Source organism: Streptomyces sp. NPDC058371 (assembly GCF_042723265.1).
Lineage (GTDB): Bacteria > Actinomycetota > Actinomycetes > Streptomycetales > Streptomycetaceae > Streptomyces.
In genome coordinates this window covers 283,587-302,882 of the sequence record NZ_JBHXJC010000005.1, presented here as the reverse complement: position 1 = coordinate 302,882, position 19,296 = coordinate 283,587, and the positions used below count along the sequence as shown (strand labels likewise).

At 69.6% G+C, this 19,296-nt stretch carries 15 protein-coding genes; 7 read left to right on the top strand and 8 right to left on the bottom strand.

Translation table 11 applies throughout. The features are described from left to right. Window positions 1-119: 119 nt before the first annotated feature. On the bottom strand, window positions 120-3,152 hold the full coding sequence (uvrA, locus tag ACFWM2_RS18650) for an excinuclease ABC subunit UvrA (protein WP_383280514.1): 3,033 nt from the start codon (window positions 3,150-3,152) through the stop codon (window positions 120-122). A gap of 222 nt (window positions 3,153-3,374) precedes the next feature. On the opposite strand from uvrA, the gene ACFWM2_RS18645 reads away from it, so the two are divergent. From ACFWM2_RS18645 to ACFWM2_RS18625, 5 genes are all read left to right on the top strand, one after another. Next, on the top strand, window positions 3,375-4,064 hold the full coding sequence (locus ACFWM2_RS18645; protein WP_383280512.1) for a maleylpyruvate isomerase family mycothiol-dependent enzyme: 690 nt from the start codon (window positions 3,375-3,377) through the stop codon (window positions 4,062-4,064). A gap of 9 nt (window positions 4,065-4,073) precedes the next feature. Continuing rightward, a complete protein-coding gene (locus ACFWM2_RS18640) occupies window positions 4,074-4,730 on the top strand; it encodes an MBL fold metallo-hydrolase (protein ID WP_383280509.1) in 657 nt (218 codons plus the stop codon). 445 nt (window positions 4,731-5,175) lie between these two features. Continuing rightward, entirely contained in the window at window positions 5,176-6,057 is an 882-nt protein-coding gene (locus ACFWM2_RS18635; RefSeq protein ID WP_383280506.1) for an ABC transporter substrate-binding protein, read from the top strand. Then, complete coding sequence (locus ACFWM2_RS18630) at window positions 6,054-6,956, top strand: amino acid ABC transporter permease (RefSeq protein ID WP_383280503.1); 903 nt, start codon at window positions 6,054-6,056, stop codon at window positions 6,954-6,956. The genes ACFWM2_RS18635 and ACFWM2_RS18630 overlap by 4 nt, the downstream gene beginning before the upstream one ends. Continuing rightward, on the top strand, window positions 6,953-7,705 hold the full coding sequence (locus ACFWM2_RS18625) for an amino acid ABC transporter ATP-binding protein (protein ID WP_383280500.1): 753 nt from the start codon (window positions 6,953-6,955) through the stop codon (window positions 7,703-7,705). The genes ACFWM2_RS18630 and ACFWM2_RS18625 overlap by 4 nt, the downstream gene beginning before the upstream one ends. Before the next feature lie 78 nt (window positions 7,706-7,783). On the opposite strand, the gene aroQ is transcribed toward ACFWM2_RS18625, so the two are convergent. After that, window positions 7,784-8,257: a type II 3-dehydroquinate dehydratase gene (aroQ, locus tag ACFWM2_RS18620; protein WP_383280497.1), complete on the bottom strand. Its 474-nt coding sequence runs from the start codon at window positions 8,255-8,257 to the stop codon at window positions 7,784-7,786. Window positions 8,258-8,359: 102 nt separating this feature from the next. On the opposite strand from aroQ, the gene ACFWM2_RS18615 reads away from it, so the two are divergent. Then, window positions 8,360-9,406: a S66 peptidase family protein gene (locus ACFWM2_RS18615; protein WP_383280493.1), complete on the top strand. Its 1,047-nt coding sequence runs from the start codon at window positions 8,360-8,362 to the stop codon at window positions 9,404-9,406. A 60-nt stretch (window positions 9,407-9,466) separates the two neighbouring features. Continuing rightward, on the top strand, window positions 9,467-10,768 hold the full coding sequence (locus ACFWM2_RS18610; RefSeq protein ID WP_383280490.1) for an MFS transporter: 1,302 nt from the start codon (window positions 9,467-9,469) through the stop codon (window positions 10,766-10,768). Window positions 10,769-10,783: 15 nt separating this feature from the next. Here the strand turns inward: ACFWM2_RS18610 and ACFWM2_RS18605 are convergent, their stop codons facing one another. The 6 genes from ACFWM2_RS18605 to ACFWM2_RS18580 all read right to left on the bottom strand — a co-directional run bounded on the left by ACFWM2_RS18605 (window position 10,784) and on the right by ACFWM2_RS18580 (window position 19,274). Beyond that, entirely contained in the window at window positions 10,784-11,884 is a 1,101-nt protein-coding gene (locus ACFWM2_RS18605) for a calcium:proton antiporter (RefSeq protein WP_383280487.1), read from the bottom strand. A gap of 225 nt (window positions 11,885-12,109) precedes the next feature. Then, window positions 12,110-13,105: a TerC/Alx family metal homeostasis membrane protein gene (locus ACFWM2_RS18600; RefSeq protein WP_383280484.1), complete on the bottom strand. Its 996-nt coding sequence runs from the start codon at window positions 13,103-13,105 to the stop codon at window positions 12,110-12,112. Between the two features lie 285 nt (window positions 13,106-13,390). Beyond that, entirely contained in the window at window positions 13,391-15,433 is a 2,043-nt protein-coding gene (locus ACFWM2_RS18595; protein WP_383280481.1) for a TerD family protein, read from the bottom strand. Window positions 15,434-15,478: 45 nt separating this feature from the next. Continuing rightward, a complete protein-coding gene (locus tag ACFWM2_RS18590; RefSeq protein WP_383280478.1) occupies window positions 15,479-16,057 on the bottom strand; it encodes a TerD family protein in 579 nt (192 codons plus the stop codon). A gap of 177 nt (window positions 16,058-16,234) precedes the next feature. Beyond that, complete coding sequence (gene uvrB / locus ACFWM2_RS18585; RefSeq protein ID WP_383280475.1) at window positions 16,235-18,370, bottom strand: excinuclease ABC subunit UvrB; 2,136 nt, start codon at window positions 18,368-18,370, stop codon at window positions 16,235-16,237. 40 nt (window positions 18,371-18,410) lie between these two features. After that, window positions 18,411-19,274 carry an MHYT domain-containing protein gene (locus ACFWM2_RS18580; RefSeq protein ID WP_383280471.1) on the bottom strand — a complete coding sequence of 288 codons (864 nt, stop codon included), beginning with the start codon at window positions 19,272-19,274 and terminating at the stop codon, window positions 18,411-18,413. Between the last annotated feature and the right edge of the window lie 22 nt (window positions 19,275-19,296).

Sequence of the window (19,296 nt, the reverse complement as noted above, 5' to 3'; positions counted from 1 at the left end):
CCTGGCGGGGGGGGGGGGGGGGGGGGAGGGAGAGGGCGGGGGAAAAACCGAAGGGGGGGGGCACCCCGGGGGGGGTTCCGGGGGGCCGCCGCACTCTTCGGGGCCGGTCACTCCCCGAATCAGGCCTTGCGAGCCCGCGTGGTCTTCTTCGCGGGGACCGCCTTCGTGGCCGTCTTCCTGGTCGCCGCCGCCTTCTTCGTGGCGGTGTTGTTGACGGTCCTGGTGGCCGTCTTCTTGGCTGCCGCCCCGGCCGCCACCGTCTTCTTGGCTGCGGTCTTGCGGGCCGCCTTCACCGGGGCCGCGTCGCTGACCCGGTCGCCGAGGACGTCGCGCAGGAACTTGCCGGTGTGGCTGGTGGCCACCCCGGCGACCTGCTCGGGTGTGCCCTCGGCGATGACGAGGCCGCCGCCGTTGCCACCCTCGGGACCCATGTCGACCACCCAGTCGGCGGTCTTGATGACATCGAGGTTGTGCTCGATGACGATGACCGTGTTGCCCTTGTCGACCAGGCCGGACAGCACCTTGATGAGCTTGCTGATGTCCTCGAAGTGCAGACCGGTGGTCGGCTCGTCGAGCACGTACACCGTGCGCCCCGTGGAACGCTTCTGCAGCTCGCTGGCGAGCTTGACGCGCTGCGCCTCACCACCGGAGAGCGTCGGCGCGGACTGGCCGAGCCGGACATAGCCGAGACCGACGTCGTTGAGCGTCCTGAGGTGGCGGGAGATCGCGGGCACGGCCTCGAAGAAGTCCAGGGCCTCCTCGATCGGCATGTCCAGGACCTCGGCGATGGACTTGCCCTTGTAGTGGACGTCCAGGGTCTCCCGGTTGTAACGCGCCCCGTGACAGACCTCGCACGGGACGTAGACGTCCGGCAGGAAGTTCATCTCGATCTTGATCGTGCCGTCGCCGGAGCAGTTCTCGCAGCGGCCGCCCTTGACGTTGAAGGAGAAGCGGCCGGGCTGGTAGCCCCGCACCTTCGCCTCGGTCGTCTCCGCGAACAGTCTGCGGACGTGGTCGAAGACTCCGGTGTACGTCGCCGGGTTCGACCGGGGCGTACGACCGATGGGCGACTGGTCGACGTGCACCACCTTGTCGACGAGGTCGTCGCCCTCCACGCGCGTGTGCCGCCCCGGAACGTTCCTCGCGCCGTTCAGCTCGCGGGCCAGGTGCGTGTACAGGATGTCGTTGACCAGCGTCGACTTGCCGGAGCCCGAGACACCGGTGACGGCCGTGAGCACGCCCAGCGGGAAGGACACGTCGATGTCCTGGAGGTTGTTCTCCCTGGCGCCGTGCACCGTGAGCCTGCGGCTCGGGTCGGCGGGCCGGCGGATGTCCGGAAGGGCGATCTCCCTCTTGCCCGAAAGGTACTGCCCCGTCATCGACTCGGGGTTCTCGAGCAGCTCCTTCAGGGAGCCGCTGTGCACGACCTTGCCGCCGTGCTCACCCGCGCCGGGGCCGATGTCGACGACCCAGTCGGCGACCTTGATGGTGTCCTCGTCGTGCTCGACGACGATGAGCGTGTTGCCCATGTCGCGCAGCCGGACCAGGGTCTCGATCAGACGGTGGTTGTCCCGCTGGTGCAGGCCGATGGACGGCTCGTCGAGGACGTACAGGACGCCCACCAGGCCGGAGCCGATCTGCGTCGCCAGGCGGATGCGCTGGGCCTCGCCTCCGGAGAGGGTGCCGGCCGCGCGGTTCAGCGACAGATAGTCGAGGCCCACGTCGACCAGGAAGCGCAGCCGCTCGTTGACCTCCTTCAGGACGCGCTCGGCGATCTTCTTGTCGCGCGCGTTGAGCTTCAGTTCGCCCAGGAAGTCCGCGCAGTCGCTGATGGACATCGCGGCGACTTCGGCGATCGACTTCTCCATGACCGTGACCGCCAGGACGAGCGGCTTCAGGCGCGTGCCGTGACACGTGGGGCAGGGCACCTCGCGCATGTAGCCCTCGAAGCGCTCGCGGCTCGCGTCGCTCTCGGCCTCGCTGTGCCGCCGCTTCACGAAGGGGAGGACACCTTCGAAGGGTGTCGTGTAGACCCGCTCGCGCCCGTACCTGTTTCGGTAGCGGACCTCGATCTGGGTCTTGTGGCCGTAGAGCAGGGCCTTCCTGGCGCGCTGCGGAAGTCCCGCGAAGGGGATGTCGGTCCGGAATCCCAACGCGTCCGCGAGGGCTCCGACGAGTCGCCCGAAGTACTCCTTCGTGTGCCCGTGCGACCAGGGGTGAATGGCGCCCTCGTCGAGGGACTTCTCCTCGTCCGGGACGAGGAGTTCGGGGTCGACCTCCATGCGCGTACCGATACCGGAGCAGTCGGGGCAGGCGCCGAAGGGCGAGTTGAAGGAGAAGGAGCGGGGCTCCAGCTCCTCGAAGGACAGGTCGTCGTACGTGCAGTACAGGTGCTCCGAGTACATCCGCTCGCGCTCGGGGTCGTCGGCGGGGAGGTCGACGAAGTCGAGCACGACCATGCCGCCGGACAGGCCGAGGGCGGTCTCCACGGAGTCGGTGAGGCGGCGCTTGGCGCCCTCCTTCACCGTGAGGCGGTCGACGACCACCTCGATGGTGTGCTTCTCCTGCTTCTTCAGCTTGGGCGGCTCGGTGAGCTGGATCGTCTCGCCGTCGACCCGGGCCCGGCTGTATCCCTTGGTCTGGAGATCGGAGAAGAGGTCGACGAACTCGCCCTTGCGCTCGCGCACCAGCGGCGAGAGGACCTGGAAGCGGCTCCCCTCCGGCAGCTCCAGGACCCTGTCGACGATGGCCTGCGGCGACTGGCGCGTGATGGAGCGGCCGCACTCGGGGCAGTGCGGCTTGCCGATGCGCGCGAAGAGCAGTCGCAGATAGTCGTAGACCTCGGTGATGGTGCCGACCGTCGAGCGCGGGTTGCGCGAGGTCGACTTCTGGTCGATGGAGACGGCCGGCGAGAGACCCTCGATGAAGTCGACGTCCGGCTTGTCCATCTGACCCAGGAACTGGCGGGCGTACGACGAGAGCGACTCGACGTAGCGGCGCTGCCCCTCGGCGAAGATCGTGTCGAAGGCGAGGGAGGACTTGCCCGACCCCGACAGGCCCGTGAAGACGATGAGCGAGTCGCGCGGGAGGTCGAGCGAGACGTTCTTGAGGTTGTGCTCGCGCGCTCCACGGATGATGAGACGGTCGGCCACGCCGGTCCGCACCTTTCTAGAGAGAAGTGACAGGGGCGGGGCCCCCGTCCTTTTCAGACTAGGGGGAGCCACTGACAGCGCCGGGAAGTTTCCTCGGTTGCTAACAAACCCGGACCTTCAAGCATGCCCGACGCCTCGACCGAGGTTATAGCACGCGCATTCGATTTGCGGACCATGCCCACCGGCTTCACCCGAATGGGTGGTGAAGCTATCGTCTGCTCCATGAACGATCATGTGCGCGACCTGGCGTCTGTACGTGACGCGACCGAACGGCTGCTCAGCGCAGCCACCGACCTGGACAACGCCGCTGTGACCCAGCAGTCACGGCTTCCCGGCTGGAGCCGCGGCCATGTCCTCGCCCATGTCGCCCTCAACGCGGACGCGCTCGTCAACGTCCTCGCGGGCCGACCCATGTACGCCTCGGCCGACACCCGGGACTCGGACATCGAACGGGACGCCCCGCGTCCCCTGGACGCGCAGCTCGCGGACATCCGCGCGAGCGCCGCCCGCTTCCAGGAGGCGGGTGCCCTGCCCGCGGAATGGTCCCGCACGGTGACGCTGCGCAACGGGGTCACGGACTCCGCGTCCCGCGTGCCGTTCCGGCGGTGGATCGAGGTGGAACTGCACCACGTGGATCTGGGGATCGGGTACGAGCTCGAAGATCTTCCGCAGGAGTTCGTGGAGCGCGAGATCGGATTCCTCGCCGAACGGTTCGCGGGCCACCCCGAGGTGCCGCCCACCCGCCTCACGGACGGCACGCACGCGTGGCGCACGGGACGCGGCACGGAGGGCGCCCCGGAGGTCACCGTGACCGGCTCCGCGCCCGCGCTCCTCGGCTGGCTCGCGGGACGCCGGGAGGGCGCCGCCCTCACCGTCGACGGCGGCCTGCTGCCCGCCCTCCCGCCGCTATAGGCTGCCGCCATGACGTACAGCGGAGCGGTGAAGGTCGGCGGCCCTGCCGATGTGCACGAGCTGCAGGACCTGATGATCTCCAAGGTCGCGGTCGGCCCGATGGACAACAACGCCTATCTGCTGCGCTGTCGGGCCACCGACGAGCAGCTGCTGATCGACGCGGCGAACGACGCCTCGACGCTGCTCACCCTGATCGGTGACGACGGCATCGCGTCGGTGGTCACCACCCATCAGCACGGCGACCACTGGCAGGCACTCGCGGAGGTCGTGGCGGCGACGGGCGCGCGCACCTACGCGGGCCGGGACGACGCCGACGGCATCCCGGTGCCGACCGATGTCCCGGTGGGCGACGGCGACACGATCCGGGTGGGACGCGTGGAACTCACCGCGCGCCATCTGGTGGGGCACACGCCGGGCTCGATCGCTCTCGTCTACGACGACCCGCACGGGCATCCCCATGTGTTCACCGGGGACTGTCTCTTCCCGGGTGGTGTGGGCAACACACGTAAGGATCCGGAGGCCTTCGCCAGCCTGATGCATGACGTGGAGACGAAGATCTTCGCCGCGCTGCCGGACGAGACCTGGGTCTACCCGGGACACGGCAACGACACGACGCTGGGCGCGGAGCGTCCGCACCTTACGGAGTGGCGCGCACGGGGCTGGTGAAGCGCCCGAACCGTTCCGTACGGCGCTCTTCTTGGGCGCGCAGCCCGGAGCCGGGCCGCAGACCGTGGTCCGGCCCGGGCGCATCCGCACGGGGCGCGTGAACCGTTCGCGCCCTTCTGCGCCGGGCGCGCGCCACACCGCCCGATGGGTCCGAACGCGCCCCGTGTGAAACGAACACACGCGCCGGTGCCACACACGCGCTCCCGGCGCGTGCACTGGTGCAGTCCACTGGAAGCAGCCCCGCTCAGGATGACGGCTCCTGCGCGGAACGGGCCGCCGGCCTCTCGACCCCCGCCCTCGGCCGGCGGCCCCGGCGAAGCCCCTGGCCGGGCGAGCGGCGGGTCTCCCCAGGAGCGTTCACAAGAACGCAACGCACGTTCCCACTATGCGGACAATTGTCCCTGTGACCTCGACAAACGGGACGTCGCACTGTCACTCTCCCGCCATGCATCTCGCCCAACGCGCCCTGCGCCGCGCCGCGTCCACCGCCACAGTCGCCCTGCTCGCCGTCGCCGTGGGCTGTGCTCCGCAGCCGGAGAAGGCGAGCGACAAGGCCTCCGGGACCTCCGGGGAAACCTGCGCGAAGGGCAAGTTGACCACCGAGGCGGCCGGGAAGCTGACCATCGCCACCGACGAGCCCGCCTACGAGCCCTGGTTCAAGGACGGCAAGCCGGCCAACGGCAAGGGCTTCGAGTCCGCGGTCGCCTACGCCGTGGCAGAGCAGCTCGGCTACGACAAGGGTGCGGTCGTCTGGCAGACCGTCCCCTTCAACAAGGCCTTCGCGCCCGGCGAGAAGACCTTCGACTTCGACATCAACCAGGTGTCCATCAGCGCCGAGCGCAAGAAGGCCGTGGACTTCTCGTCCGGCTACTACGACGTCCGCCAGGCCGTCATCGCGCTGAAGGGTTCCAAGGCCGCGAAGGCGGCGAGCATCGCGGACCTCAAGGACGTGAAGCTGGGCGCCCAGGTGGGCACCACCAGCCTCAACTACATCAACGACGTGGTGAAGCCGAAGCAGCAGCCGGCCGCGTACGCGAAGAACGACCAGGCCAAGTCCGCGCTCAAGAACGGCCAGGTCGACGCCATCGTCACCGACCTGCCGACCTCCTTCTACATCACGGCGGCCGAGGTGACGGACGCGAAGATCGTCGGGCAGTTCGAGAACCAGGGCGGCACGCCCGAGCAGTTCGGGCTCGTCCTCGACAAGGGCAGCGCACTGACCTCGTGCGTGACCGACGCCGTGGACGCCCTGCGCAAGGACGGCACGCTCGCGAAGATCGAGAAGCAGTGGCTGTCCGACGCCGTCGACGCACCGGTGCTCAAGTGACGCTCCTGAAGGAGGAGTCCGGTGAGGACTCCGGCGAAGGAGACATGCGCGAGGCGTACGTCCCGTCGCAGCGGCGGATCGAGCGGGAGCGCTTCAAGCGCACCCGCGCCCGCCGCGCGACGGCGATCGCCGCCCTCTCGACGCTGGTCACCGGAGTCCTCCTCTACTTCGTCGTCGTCAGTGCGCCTGGCTGGCCGCGCACGAAGGAGACGTTCTTCAGCGCGCAGTACGCGCGCGAGGCGCTCCCCAAGGTGCTCGAAGGGCTCTGGCTCAACGTCCGGCTGCTCCTCGTCTGCGGTGCCGCGGTCCTCGTGCTCGGCATGCTGATCGCCATCGCCCGCACCCTGCGCGGGCCGGTCTTCTTCCCGCTGCGGGCACTGGCGGCCGCGTACACCGACTTCTTCCGGGGCCTCCCGCTGATCATCAACCTGATGATCGTGGTCCTGGGTGTCCCGGCGCTGCGGCTGCAGGGCGTGACGGTGGACCCCGTGCTCCTGGGCGGTACGGCGCTCACCCTGACGTACTCGGCCTACGTCGCCGAGGTGTTCCGCGCCGGCATCGAGTCCGTCCATCCCTCGCAGCGCGCCGCGGCCCGCTCGTTGGGCCTCACCAACCGGCAGGCCCTGCGCTACGTGGTACTGCCCCAGGCCGTACGACGCCAGGTGCCGCCGCTGCTCAACGATCTGGTGTCCCTGCAGAAGGACACCGGCCTCGTGTCGATCGGCGGCGCGGTCGACGCCGTGCGGGCCGCCGACATCATCGTGGGCCGCAGTCTCAACTACACGCCGTACATCGTCGCGGGACTCGTCTTCGTCGCGCTGACCATCCCGATGACCCGCTTCACGGACTGGGTCACGGCCCGGATGGACCGCCGACGGGCCCAGGGAGGGACCATATGACCAACTCCCCCGTGCTCCGCATGGAGTCCGTCCGCAAGACCTTCGGCGACTCGGTCGTGCTGCGGGACGTCGACCTGGAGGTCGCCCCGCACACGGTGACCGCTCTGATCGGCGCCTCCGGCTCCGGCAAGTCGACCCTGCTGCGCTGTGCGAACCTCCTCGAGGACATCGACGACGGAGCGATCTGGCTCGACGACGAGGAGATCACCGACCCACGGGCCGACCAGGACGCCGTACGCCGCCGCATCGGCGTGGTCTTCCAGGCGTACAACCTCTTTCCGCACATGACCGTCCTGGAGAACATCACGCTCGCCCCGCGCCGCGTGCACGGCGTGGACCGCGCGAAGGCCGAGGAGCACGCCCGTGAGCTGCTCGACCGGCTCGGGCTCGGCGCCAAGGCGGGCGAGTACCCGGACCGGCTCAGCGGCGGCCAGCAGCAACGGGCCGCGATCGTCCGCGCCTTGGCCGTACGTCCCCGGCTGCTGCTCCTCGACGAGGTCACCGCCGCCCTCGACCCGGAGCTCGTGGGGGAAGTCCTCAGCGTCGTCCGGGACTTGAAGGACGACGGTATGACCATGGTGCTGGCCACGCACGAGATGGGATTCGCCCGTGAGGTCGCGGACCAGGTCTGCTTCCTGGACGGCGGCGTGGTCCTCGAACGCGGCACGGCCGAGGAGGTGTTCGGGAACCCGCGCCAGGAGCGGACCCAGCGCTTTCTGCGGCGGATCGTGGAGGCGGGCCGGCTCTGAGTGAGCCCCCGGCCCTCCCCGCGCGGAGGCCCGGGCGCGCTCGGCCGGGTGCGCGGCGCCGGCGGCCGTCCCCTGCCGTCAGGCCTCCGTCTTCCCCGGCCCCGCCAGCGCGGCGACCCGCTCCACCCCGAAGACGTACCCCTGCACACCGCAGCCGGCGATCACGCCGTCGGCGCGGAGCGAGACATACGAGTGGTGCCGGAACTCCTCGCGCTGATGGATGTTGGAGATGTGGACCTCCACCACAGGCAGGCCGTCGCAGGTGTTGAGCGCATCCAGGATCGCGACGGAGGTGTGCGAGTAGGCGGCCGGGTTGATCACGATCCCCGCGTGGTTCAGCCGGGCCTCGTGGATCCAGTCCACCAGCTCGCCCTCGTGATTGGACTGGCGGAAGTCCACCGTGCCGCCGTGCGCGGCCGCCGCCTTGGCGCACAGCGCCTCGACATCGGCGAGGGTGTCGGAGCCGTAGATCTCCGGCTGACGCTGCCCGAGGAGATTCAGATTGGGCCCGTTGAGGATCATGATCGGGGCGTTGGCGAGGGTGCGGGGCACGGTTCCTCCGGTCCTTCCAGGTCGGCCGGCCCGTTCAGGACCGCTGCTCAGACCCGGTTTATCACGGTGCAGTTCACGGGTGACGCCCCGTACCCTCACGCCATGACAACGCCTTCCTACCCTCCGAAGCCGGCGCCCGGGGACCGGATAGCCGTGATCTCGCCGTCTGCCGCGCTTCCCGGGCTCTTCCCACTCCCCTACGAGCTGGGCCTGGAACGGCTCCGCAAGGAGTTCGGCCTCGAACCGGTCGAGTATCCGGCGACCCGGAAGGTGGGTTCGACCCCGCAGGAGCGCGCCGACGACATCCACGCGGCGTTCGCCGATCCGTCCGTCAAGGCGGTCATCGCGTCGATCGGCGGCGCCGACCAGATCACCGTGCTGCCGCTGCTGGACCGGGAGTTGCTGCGTGCCCACCCGAAGCCGTTCTTCGGCATGAGCGACAACACCAACCTGCTCGCGTATCTGTGGAACACGGGAATCGTCGGCTATCACGGCGCGACCGTGATGTGCGAACTCGGCCGGCCCGGCGCCATGCACCCGCTGACCGCAGAGTCGCTGCGCGCCGCCCTCTTCACCTCGGGACCCTACGAACTGCGTGCCGCCGACCACTTCGGTGACGTCAACGACCCCTGGGACGACCCGGCGACCTTCGACCACGAACCTCCGATGGAACCGGGCACCGGCTGGGCCTGGCACCGCCCGGACCGCGTGGTCGAGGCCCGCTCCTGGGGCGGCAACATCGAGATCCTGTCCTGGCTGCTGATGGCCGACCGCGAGGTTTCCCGGGATACCTCCGTGTACGACGGCCACGTGCTGTTCCTGGAGACCTCGGAGGACATGCCGAAGGCCGACGACGTCTTCTGGATCCTGCGCAGCATGGGAGAACGCGGGCTGCTCCAGCGTTTTCCCGCCCTGCTGATGGGCCGCGCGAAGGCCTGGTCCTTCGCACAGCCCAACGACGCCGCCGCGAAGGCCCGTTACGCGCAGGACCAGCGGCAAGCGGTACTCAGAGCGGTCGACATGTATGCCCCGGACATGATGGTCGTCTTCGATGTGGACTTCAGTCACACCGATCCGCAAATCGTCATCCCCTATGGAGGCACGATTCGCGTCGACGGTCCCGCGCGGCGCATCACGGTCACCTACTGACGATCGATGGACCTCCGCGCGCCCCCGTAACCGCCGGTCACTGTGGGTAGTTGACGCGGCATGCACGACGTACGCTCCGTAAGGGCGCCCTCCATGCTCCGGCTCGCGGCCGCCTCCCTCGCCGGGACGGCCATCGAGTTCTACGACTTCTTCGTCTACGGGACCGCGGCCGCCCTGGTCCTCGGTCCGCTGTTCTTCCCGACGTTCTCGCCCCTGGCCGGGACCCTGGCGGCGTTCGGGACGTTCGCCGTCGGCTTCGTCGCACGGCCGCTCGGCTCGGTGCTCTTCGGGCACATCGGGGACCGGCGCGGGCGCCGGCCGGTCCTCGTCGCCTCACTGTTGCTGACCGGCGCGGCGACGGTCGCCGTCGGCTGCGTACCGACGTACGAGTCGATCGGCGTCGCCGCTCCCGTGCTCCTGCTGGTCCTGCGTTTTCTGCAGGGGTTCGGGCTCGGCGGCGAGTGGGGCGGGGCGGTGCTGCTGACCGCGGAACACGCGCCCGCGGAGCGGCGGGGGCTGTGGTCGAGCTTCCCGCAGATCGGCCCGGCGCTGGGGTTCGTGCTGGCCAACGGCGTGATGCTGGCGCTGTCGGCGACCCTGTCCGACGCGCAGTTCGCGGCCTGGGGCTGGCGGGTGCCCTTCTGGGCGGCGGGCGTGCTCGCGCTGGCGGGGCTGTGGCTGCGCAGTTCGCTCGCGGAGAGCCCTAGCTTTCTCGAACTGCGGGAGCACGCGCGCGTGCCGCTCGCCGAGGTGGTGCGCGGGCACTGGCGGCTCGTTCTGCTGACGGCCGGCGGGCTCGCGGTCGGATACGCGGTGTTCTACGCGGTGACGACCTGGGCGCTCGCCTACGGCGTCGAACGGCTCGGGGTGAGCCGTACGGTCATGCTGTCCTGCATCATGGCCGCGGTCGTCGTGAAAGGCTCCCTGACCCCGCTGATGGCGCTCCTCGGCGACCGCTACGGACGGCGCCCGCTGTGCCTGGTGGGCTGTGCCGCTGCCGCGGTGTGGATGTTCCCGATGGTCGCCCTGCTGTCGACCGGCGAACCGCTGCTGATGTTCCTCGGGTTCCTGGTCGCGCTCCTGGCGTTCATCACGATGTTCGCCGTGATCGCCGCGTATCTGCCGGAGTTGTACGAGCCTCGCGTGCGCTGCACCGGCGCGGCGGTCGGCTACAACCTCGGCGGTGTGCTCGGGGGCGCCCTGACCCCGATCGTGGCGACGGCGGTGTCTCAGGGAGAGGGCGTCCCCTGGGGTGTGGCCGCGTATCTGACCGTCATCGCCCTGCTGAGCCTGGGGTGCTTCGTGCTGTTGCCTGAGACGCGGCCGGTGCCCCGGCTGGCCGTCGTACCGGCCGCCGACTGACCGCGGGGACCTGTCCTAGGGGTTGATCGCCAGTTCCAGATAGGCCGCGAAGAGCACCAGGTGCACGCCTCCCTGGAGCGGGGTGGCGCGGCCGGGCACGACGGTCAGGGAACTCACCACGACGGTCAGCGCCAACAGCACCATGTGGAGCGAGTCGAGGCCGAGTACGAGCGGTCCGGAGAGCCACACGGTCGCCAGGGCGACGGCGGGGATGGTCAGGCCGATGCTGGCCATCGCCGAGCCGAGAGCGAGGTTGAGGCTGGTCTGCACCCGGTCGCGGCGGGCCGAGCGCAACGCGGCGATGGTCTCGGGGAGCAGCACGAGCAGCGCGATGATCACGCCGACCACGGCCTGCGGCATCCCGGCCGCCTCCACTCCCGACTCGATCGTGGGCGACACGCCCTTGGCGAGACCGACCACGCCGACGAGGGCCAGGCCGAGCAGTCCGAGACTGATGGCAGCCGTACGGGCGGAGGGGGCGTCGGCGTGGTCGTCCACGTCGATGACCTCGCCCTGCCGGGTGATCGGGAGGAAGTAGTCACGATGCCGCACGGTCTGGGTCGCGACGAACAGGCCGTACAGGATCAGCGAGGCCAGCGCGGCGAAGGTGAGCTGTGCAGTGGAGAACTCCGGCCCCGGCCTGCTGGTGGTGAACGTCGGCAGCACCAGGCTGAGCGTGGCCAGCGTCGCGACCGTCGCGAGAGCGGCGCCGGTGCCCTCCGCGTTGAAGACCGCGAGGCCGTGACGCAACGAGGCGACGAGCAGGCACAGGCCGACGATGCCGTTGCACGTGATCATCACGGCTGCGAACACCGTGTCCCGGGCGAGGGTGGAGCTCTTGTCGCCGCCGTCCACCATCAGGGTGACGATCAGCGCGACCTCGATGATCGTCACCGCGACAGCGAGGACCAGGGACCCGAAGGGTTCGCCTACGCGGTGCGCGATCACTTCGGCGTGGTGGACCGCGGCCAGGACCGATCCGGCGAGGACCACCGTCACCAGCGCCACGACGGCGCCCGGCAGATCGCGCCCCCAGGTGAAGGCCAGCAGGACGATCGCGACCGCCGGCACCACGGTCGTCCACTGCGTCGCGAGTGACCGGAGCCGAACGATCATGCAGCGATCGTCGCAGACGTACACGGACGCCGCACTCGGTGACGTGGGATCCACCGTGGGGCCTCCGCGACGAACCCGGCCCGGGCACACGCTCCGAGAAGCGCCGGACTCGCGCTCCTTGGGGACATGCTCCGAACGCGAGCCGCGGCCGGGAGCAGTGGCCGGCAGTTCACCGGACACCGCCCCCGAGAGGTGGTCCTCTGACGACTTCCGTCGCCGGCGCCGTCAGACGTCAATGCTGTCCTTGGGCAGCTCCGCAGCCTTCCGGGCCTCCGCCGCCGCCTGCTTCCTGGAGGCGATCAGGCTGGTGATCGTGGTGATGACCAGGACCCCGCAGATGACACCGAGCGAGACCGGGATGGATATCTCGGGAACATGGACGCCGGACTCGTGCAGCGCGTGCAGGACCAGCTTGATGCCGATGAAGCCGAGGATGACGGACAGGCCGTAGCTGAGGTGGACCAGCTTCCGCAGCAGGCCACCGATCAGGAAGTACAGCTGGCGCAGACCCATCAGCGCGAACGCGTTGGCCGTGAAGACGATGTACGGGTCCTGCGTCAGACCGAAGATCGCGGGGATCGAGTCGAGTGCGAAGAGCACGTCGGTGGTGCCGATCGCGAGCATGACGACCAGCATCGGCGTCATGACGCGCTTGCCGTTCTGCCGGATCCACAGCTTGGTGCCGTGGTAGCGGTCGGCCACGCCGAAGCGTCGCTCAGCCGCCTTGAGCAGCCGGTTCTCCTCGAACTCCTCGTCGTCCTCGTCGGCCCGGGCCTCCTGGATCAGCTTCCAGGCGGTGTAGATGAGGAACGCGCCGAAGATGTAGAAGACCCACGCGAAGCTCGCGATGATCGCGGCTCCCGCGGCGATGAATATCGCGCGCAGGACGAGGGCGATGAGCACACCGACCAGCAGCACCCGCTGCTGGTACTGCGAGGGCACCGCGAACTTTGCCATGATCAGGACGAAGACGAAGAGGTTGTCGACGCTCAGCGATTTCTCGGTGATGAAGCCGGCGAAGAACTCTCCGGAGGGCTCACCGCCGGAGAAGACGAGCAGCCCGAGTCCGAACAGGCCGGCCAGGGCGATCCAGACCACCGTCCAGATGCCGGCTTCCTTGATCGATACGTCGTGGGGCTTGCGCCCGATGAAGAAGTCGACCGCGATCAGTGCGGCAAGACCCACGATGGTCAGGACCCACAGGGTCAGGGAAACATTCACTGCGCCTCCGGCAGTACGTAACGGCAGATTTCAGCGTCGTCGCTACCGGAGGTCTCTTCCACCCGAGGCGAGGAGGACGCGTGCCGCGTCCGACGCCTGCGGGCCGGCGCCCCGGGATCTGGCCTGATCCGTATTGACGGGTACGCCGCAGTTGGTAGGGAGTACTCCCCTCCGTACGGAAGACAGTACCCGAATCACCAAGGAAAGGTAAAGAGATTGGTAAAAGGAAGCCCAAGTGCACAGGTCAGGGTTCTTTGCGAATGCTTGGCAATGCCCTCGGCGGGCTCAGCGGTTCCAGGAGCGGCGTGCTGCCGCCACCTGCGCCAGCACCTGCTGGAGCACCTGGCTGCCGGGCGGCACGAGCGAGGGCTCGTAGGTCCAGGCATGACCGACCCACGGGTCGGCGAGGTGGTCGTCGGGCACCGGCGTGAGCCGCAGGAGCGAGCGCCAGAGGGGATCCAGCAGCGGCCCGTAGGCAGCCGCCTCCTCCCGGTCCGCGACCATCATCAGATGGACTCCGACGGACGGCCCCTCGTCCGCGAGATAGCGCAGCTGGGTCACGGCACGGTCGTCGAAGCCGTGCGGGAAGTCATGGACGATCAGCAGCTGCTGCGCCGTGTCGAGGTCCGGCGGCAGGGCGTCGGCCGCGCCACCGCGCACCGCCATCTGCACCAGGTCCACGCGCTGCGTGAGGCGGCTCAGGACGTCGGCCACGCCCGCGGCGCCCACGGCGGGCGGACCGGCCAGCACACCTGACTGCACCAGCGGCGCGAGCGAAGCGGCGGCCGCACCGGCCGCGTCGATGACGTGCACCGTGAAGTCACCCGCCGGATGAGCCGCGAGCAGCCGCGCGGCATGCGCCACCGCCGCGTCCATGGCCAGCCGGCGCAACGCGTCCGGGTCGGCGAGCGAATCCTCGAGGGAGGAGCGGCCGCTGTCGATCCACAGACCGCGCTCCAGCGGCAGCCGGACCAGCATCGGGATGCTCAGTCCCTCGCTCTCGGGGAGATGGAGATCGCCCAGGCGCAGGGCCATCGGGACCTCCATGGGCACCCGGTACGCCTGCCAGACCGGGCTGTCCCAGCGCGCGTACGCGGGCGGCAGCGCGGGCTCGACCACCTCGGCCTCCGCGGTGAGCTGCGCGAGGTCCCGGTCGAGCGCAGCCCTGGCCTGGTCGACCAGCTGGGCGTGCTTGGCCTGGGCCGCCTCGCGCGCGGCGTCGCCCTGGCCGCCGATCCGGCTGCGCGGGTCGGAGAGCGCCTTGTCGAGCTCCTGCTCCATCCGCGAGTCGGCGAAGTCGACGGCACTGCGATACGCGGCCATCGTGCGCGCCAAGTCCTCGAACATGCCCCAGACCTGGTTGTACAGGCGCTCCTCCATGGACCAGCCGGTCGCGTCGCCCGCTACGGGCTGTGCCGGCCGACCCGGCGGGGTGGGAGGTGCGACCGGCGGAGGCGGCGGCGGTGCGGCGCTCTGCCGGTGCGGATGGCTGTAGTCGACCGGTCCACCGGCGGCGGGCGCGGCGGGCTGGGTGACGGCGGACGGATCCGGCAGGCCGAGCCCTCCGGAGTGACCTCCCTGCGCCGCGGCAGCGCCCGACGCGTCGTACGGGGACGAGGGCTGCGGCACCCCGGGGCGGGTCTGCTGCGGGGATACGTCGCCGGAAGCGCCCTGGGGCCCGGCGTACGGCTGGTCCGGTCCCGGCCCGGAGGCGGCCGCCTGCCGCGAGCGGTCCGCGTCGGACGCGCGGGGCGGGGGTGCGGCCACCGAGCGGGCCAGGCCCGTGGCCACCGCCTCGTTGATGCTGCCCGCGAGCTGCCGGGCTTCGGGCAGGCCCTGGTCGGTGAGCAGTTCGGCGAGGCCGCCCGCGTATCCCTGGCCGACCGCGCGTACTTTCCAGGCGCCCTGTCTGCGGTAGAGCTCCAGGGCGACGACCGCGGACTCGGCGTCCAGGCCGGTGAGGGTGTAGCTGGCCACCTCGGAACCGTCGAGTCCGGTGACCGCGACGAAGGGGGCGGCGACGGCGCCGAACCGGACCGGGCCGCCGGCCCCGGCCGGCAGGGCCAGCAGCACACTGACCCGGTGCACGGACTCCGGCAGGGCCTCCAGGTCGAACGCGAGGCGGTGACTGGCCGCCGCCTGCTTGGAGACCTCAAGTCCGGGCAGGGTGGGTGAGCCCGGATGGGCCACCCACTCGACACCGCGGACCTTGCCCTGCTCGTCGCTGAGCGTGGCCCCGGCCACGATCGGCTTGCCGGCCGAAACGCGAACCTCAAGACGGACCTGGGAGAGCGGATGGTTCTGCCCCCGGGTCAGCTCGGCCGTCATCGCCTTGTCCCCCTACGTCGCTTCGTGTGCTGCGCGCCCGGCTGCCTACAGGTGCGGCAGGATCGCCGGCATCAGGTCCTGGAAGGTGCGGCCGTTGGCCGGCGTACCGAGCGCGGTCATCTGCCAGCCCGTGCCCGCGCGGTGCACCTTCGCCATGATCTGGGCCGTGTACTGTCCGCCGCCCGCCAGCGTGTAACGGGCGAGCTCCTGGCCGTTGGTCTCGTCGACCAGACGGCAGAAGGCGTCCTGCACCTCCTGGAACGTCTGTCCGGTGAACGAGTTCACGGTGAAGACGATCTGGTCGATGTGGACCGGGACGCGCTGCAGGTCGACGACGATCGACTCGTCGTCGCCGCCCTGGCCCACGCCACCGACCAGGTTGTCACCGGTGTGCCGTACGGAACCGTCGTCGCTGACGAGGTGGCGGAAGAACACGACGTCGACGGGCTGCTTGTCCGCGAACAGCACGGCGGAGGCGTCGAGGTCGATCTCCCGGGTGCGCGAGCCGAACAGCCCACGCCGGGGGGCGGCCTGCCAGCCGAGCCCCATACGCACCGCGGTCAGGGTGCCTCCGTCGTTCTTCTGCAGACTGATGGCCTGACCCTTGGTCATGTTGACCGTCACGCGCTGATCCCCTCTCGAACTGTCCCCTGTTGCCGCGGAGTCCGCGGATGACCAGAACCCTACGCAGCGGGACTGACAGCGCCGAACCCTGGGACGAACTTTGTGTCGGTCTTGCAACACAGCGCGTGCACCGAGGGCCCGCCTTGGCGGGCCCTCACGCGGACGGACGGCCGGCCGTCAGGCCAGACCCCCCTCCCTCATCTGCCTGAGCTCCTTCTTCATCTCGGACACCTCGTCGCGCAGCCGTGCGGCGATCTCGAACTGCAGATCGGCCGCGGCGGCCCGCATCCGCTCCGTCATCTCCTCGATCTGTCCGGCCAGTTCGGCCGCGGGACGGTCGGTGGGGACGGTCTCGCCGGCCTTGCCCTTGGCGGACCTGGCCGCCTTGCCGGCCTTGCCGAGCGCGGGCACCGGAGCCTTGGCGCCCTTGCCGTCCTTCGACTTGCGGTAGCCCGAGCCGAGCAGCTGTTCGGTGTCGACGTCCTCGCGGGCGATCTGCGCCACGATGTCGTTGATCTTCTTGCGGAGAGGCTGAGGATCGATGCCCCGCTCCTCGTTGTACGCGACCTGCTTCTCCCGGCGTCGGTTGGTCTCCTCGATGGCCTTCTCCATCGCCGGGGTGATCCTGTCCGCGTACATGTGGACCTGACCGGACACGTTGCGCGCCGCGCGGCCGATGGTCTGGATGAGCGACGTGCCCGACCGCAGGAACCCTTCCTTGTCGGCGTCGAGGATCGCCACCAGGGAGACCTCGGGCAGGTCGAGGCCCTCGCGGAGGAGGTTGATGCCGACGAGGACGTCGAACTCTCCCGCGCGCAGTTCACGGAGCAGCTCGACGCGGCGCAGGGTGTCGACGTCGCTGTGCAGATAGCGCACCTGGATGCCGAGCTCCAGGAAGTAGTCGGTGAGGTCCTCGGCCATCTTCTTGGTGAGCGTGGTGACTAGGACGCGCTCGTCCTTCTCGGTGCGCTTGCGGATCTCGTGCACCAGGTCGTCGATCTGGCCCTCGGTGGGCTTGACCACGACCTCGGGGTCGATCAGGCCGGTGGGACGGATGATCTGCTCGACGTAGCCGTCGCCCCGGGAGAGCTCGTACTTGCCCGGGGTGGCCGACAGATAGACCGTCTGGCCGACGCGCTCCTGGAACTCCTCCCACTTCAGCGGGCGGTTGTCCAGCGCGGAGGGCAGCCGGAAGCCGTGGTCGACGAGGGTGCGCTTGCGCGACGCGTCGCCCTCGTACATGGCGCCGATCTGCGGCACGGTGTTGTGCGACTCGTCGATGACCAGCAGGAAGTCGTCCGGGAAGTAGTCGAGCAGCGTGTTCGGCGGGGAGCCGGGTTCACGGCCGTCGAAGTGCATCGAGTAGTTCTCCACGCCGGAGCAGGAGCCGATCTGACGGAGCATCTCCAGGTCGTACGTCGTACGCATCCGCAGGCGCTGGGCCTCCAGGAGCTTGCCCTGCTTGTCCATCTCGGCGAGGCGGGTCTCGAGCTCCTTCTCGATGTCGTTGACGGCGCGCTCCATGCGCTCGGGGCCTGCCACGTAGTGGGACGCCGGGAACACGTAGAGCTGGTCGTCGTCGCTGATGACCTCGCCGGTGAGCGGGTGGAGTGTGGAGAGGGCCTCGATCTCGTCGCCAAACATCTCGATGCGGACGGCCAGCTCTTCGTAGACCGGGAAGATCTCGATGGTGTCGCCGCGGACGCGGAAGGTGCCGCGGGAGAAGGCCACGTCGTTGCGCGTGTACTGGATGTCCACGAAGCGGCGCAGCAGGTCGTCGCGGTCGATCTCGTTGCCGACCTTGAGGGTGACCATCCGGTCCACGTATTCCTGCGGCGTACCGAGGCCGTAGATGCAGGAGACCGAGGCGACCACGATGACGTCGCGGCGGGTGAGCAGCGAGTTGGTCGCGGAGTGGCGCAGGCGCTCGACCTCCTCGTTGATCGAGGAGTCCTTCTCGATGTAGGTGTCCGACTGCGGGACGTACGCCTCGGGCTGGTAGTAGTCGTAGTACGAGACGAAGTATTCGACCGCGTTGTTGGGCAGCAGCTCGCGGAACTCGTTGGCCAGCTGAGCGGCCAGGGTCTTGTTCGGCGCCATCACGAGCGTGGGGCGCTGGAGCTTCTCGATCATCCACGCGGTGGTGGCGGACTTGCCGGTGCCGGTCGCACCGAGCAGGACGACATCCTTCTCACCTGCGCGGATGCGCTTTTCGAGCTCGGCGATGGCCGTCGGCTGGTCACCGCTCGGCTGGTAGGAGCTGACGACCTCGAAGGGCGCCACCGAACGTTCGATCTTGGAAACGGGCCGCATGGAATCAACCGTACGACCCGGCACTGACAACCGGGCCTGATCACCTGTTCTGCGGGGTGCGGGAGCCTCGGTGCCCGGGGTGCCGGGCGGGGCGCCGGGACGGCTGGCGAGGGTGCGGGACGGCGGCGCGGGCCGGCACTCCGGGCCGGGTCTCGGCGGCCGACCAGTCGGGCCGGCCCATCACCATCAGCGGGTCGAACATCACGACGACGCCCGCGAGGCACAGGAAGACCAGCGGGCCGATCATCATGGGCGCGAGCAGGGCCGCGGGCGAATCGCCGGAGGGGGCGCTCGTCGCGCCGTGCAGATGGACGCTGAGGGCGGCCATCCCGGTGTAGTGCATGCCGCTGACGGCGAGTCCCATGATCAGGCTGGCGCCCACGCTCCAGAGGAAGCCGCGCACCTGTCCGGCGGCCCACAGGGCGGCGGTGGCGGCGACGACCGCGATGACGACCGAGGCGGACACGGTGAAGGTGTTGTACTCGAGCTTCCCGTTGAGGCGCATGCCCGCCATCCCGAGGTAGTGCATCGAGGCGACTCCGAGGCCGGTGAGGGTCCCTCCGGTGAAGAGTGCCGTTCCGGTCGCGCCCCGGTAGCCGACGATGAAGATCCCGACGCCGACCATGACGATGGCGACACCGAGACTCGCGAACGTCATCACCTTGTCGTAATGGACCGGGGTCTCCTCGACGGTGAACCCCATCATCGCGACGAAGTGCATGGTCCATATGCCGGAGCCGATCGCCGCCGAGCCGAGCGCGAGCCAGCCCGCACGCCAGGAGCGGGCCACCAGCATCGATCTGGTGGTGCAGCGCAGACCCAGCGCACCGCCCAGGCAGGCCATGAGGTACGCCGCGAGTGGGGTGATGAGGCCGTAGCTGAAGCCGTCGACGGTGCCCTGCATGCGCGACTGCCTTTCCCACCCT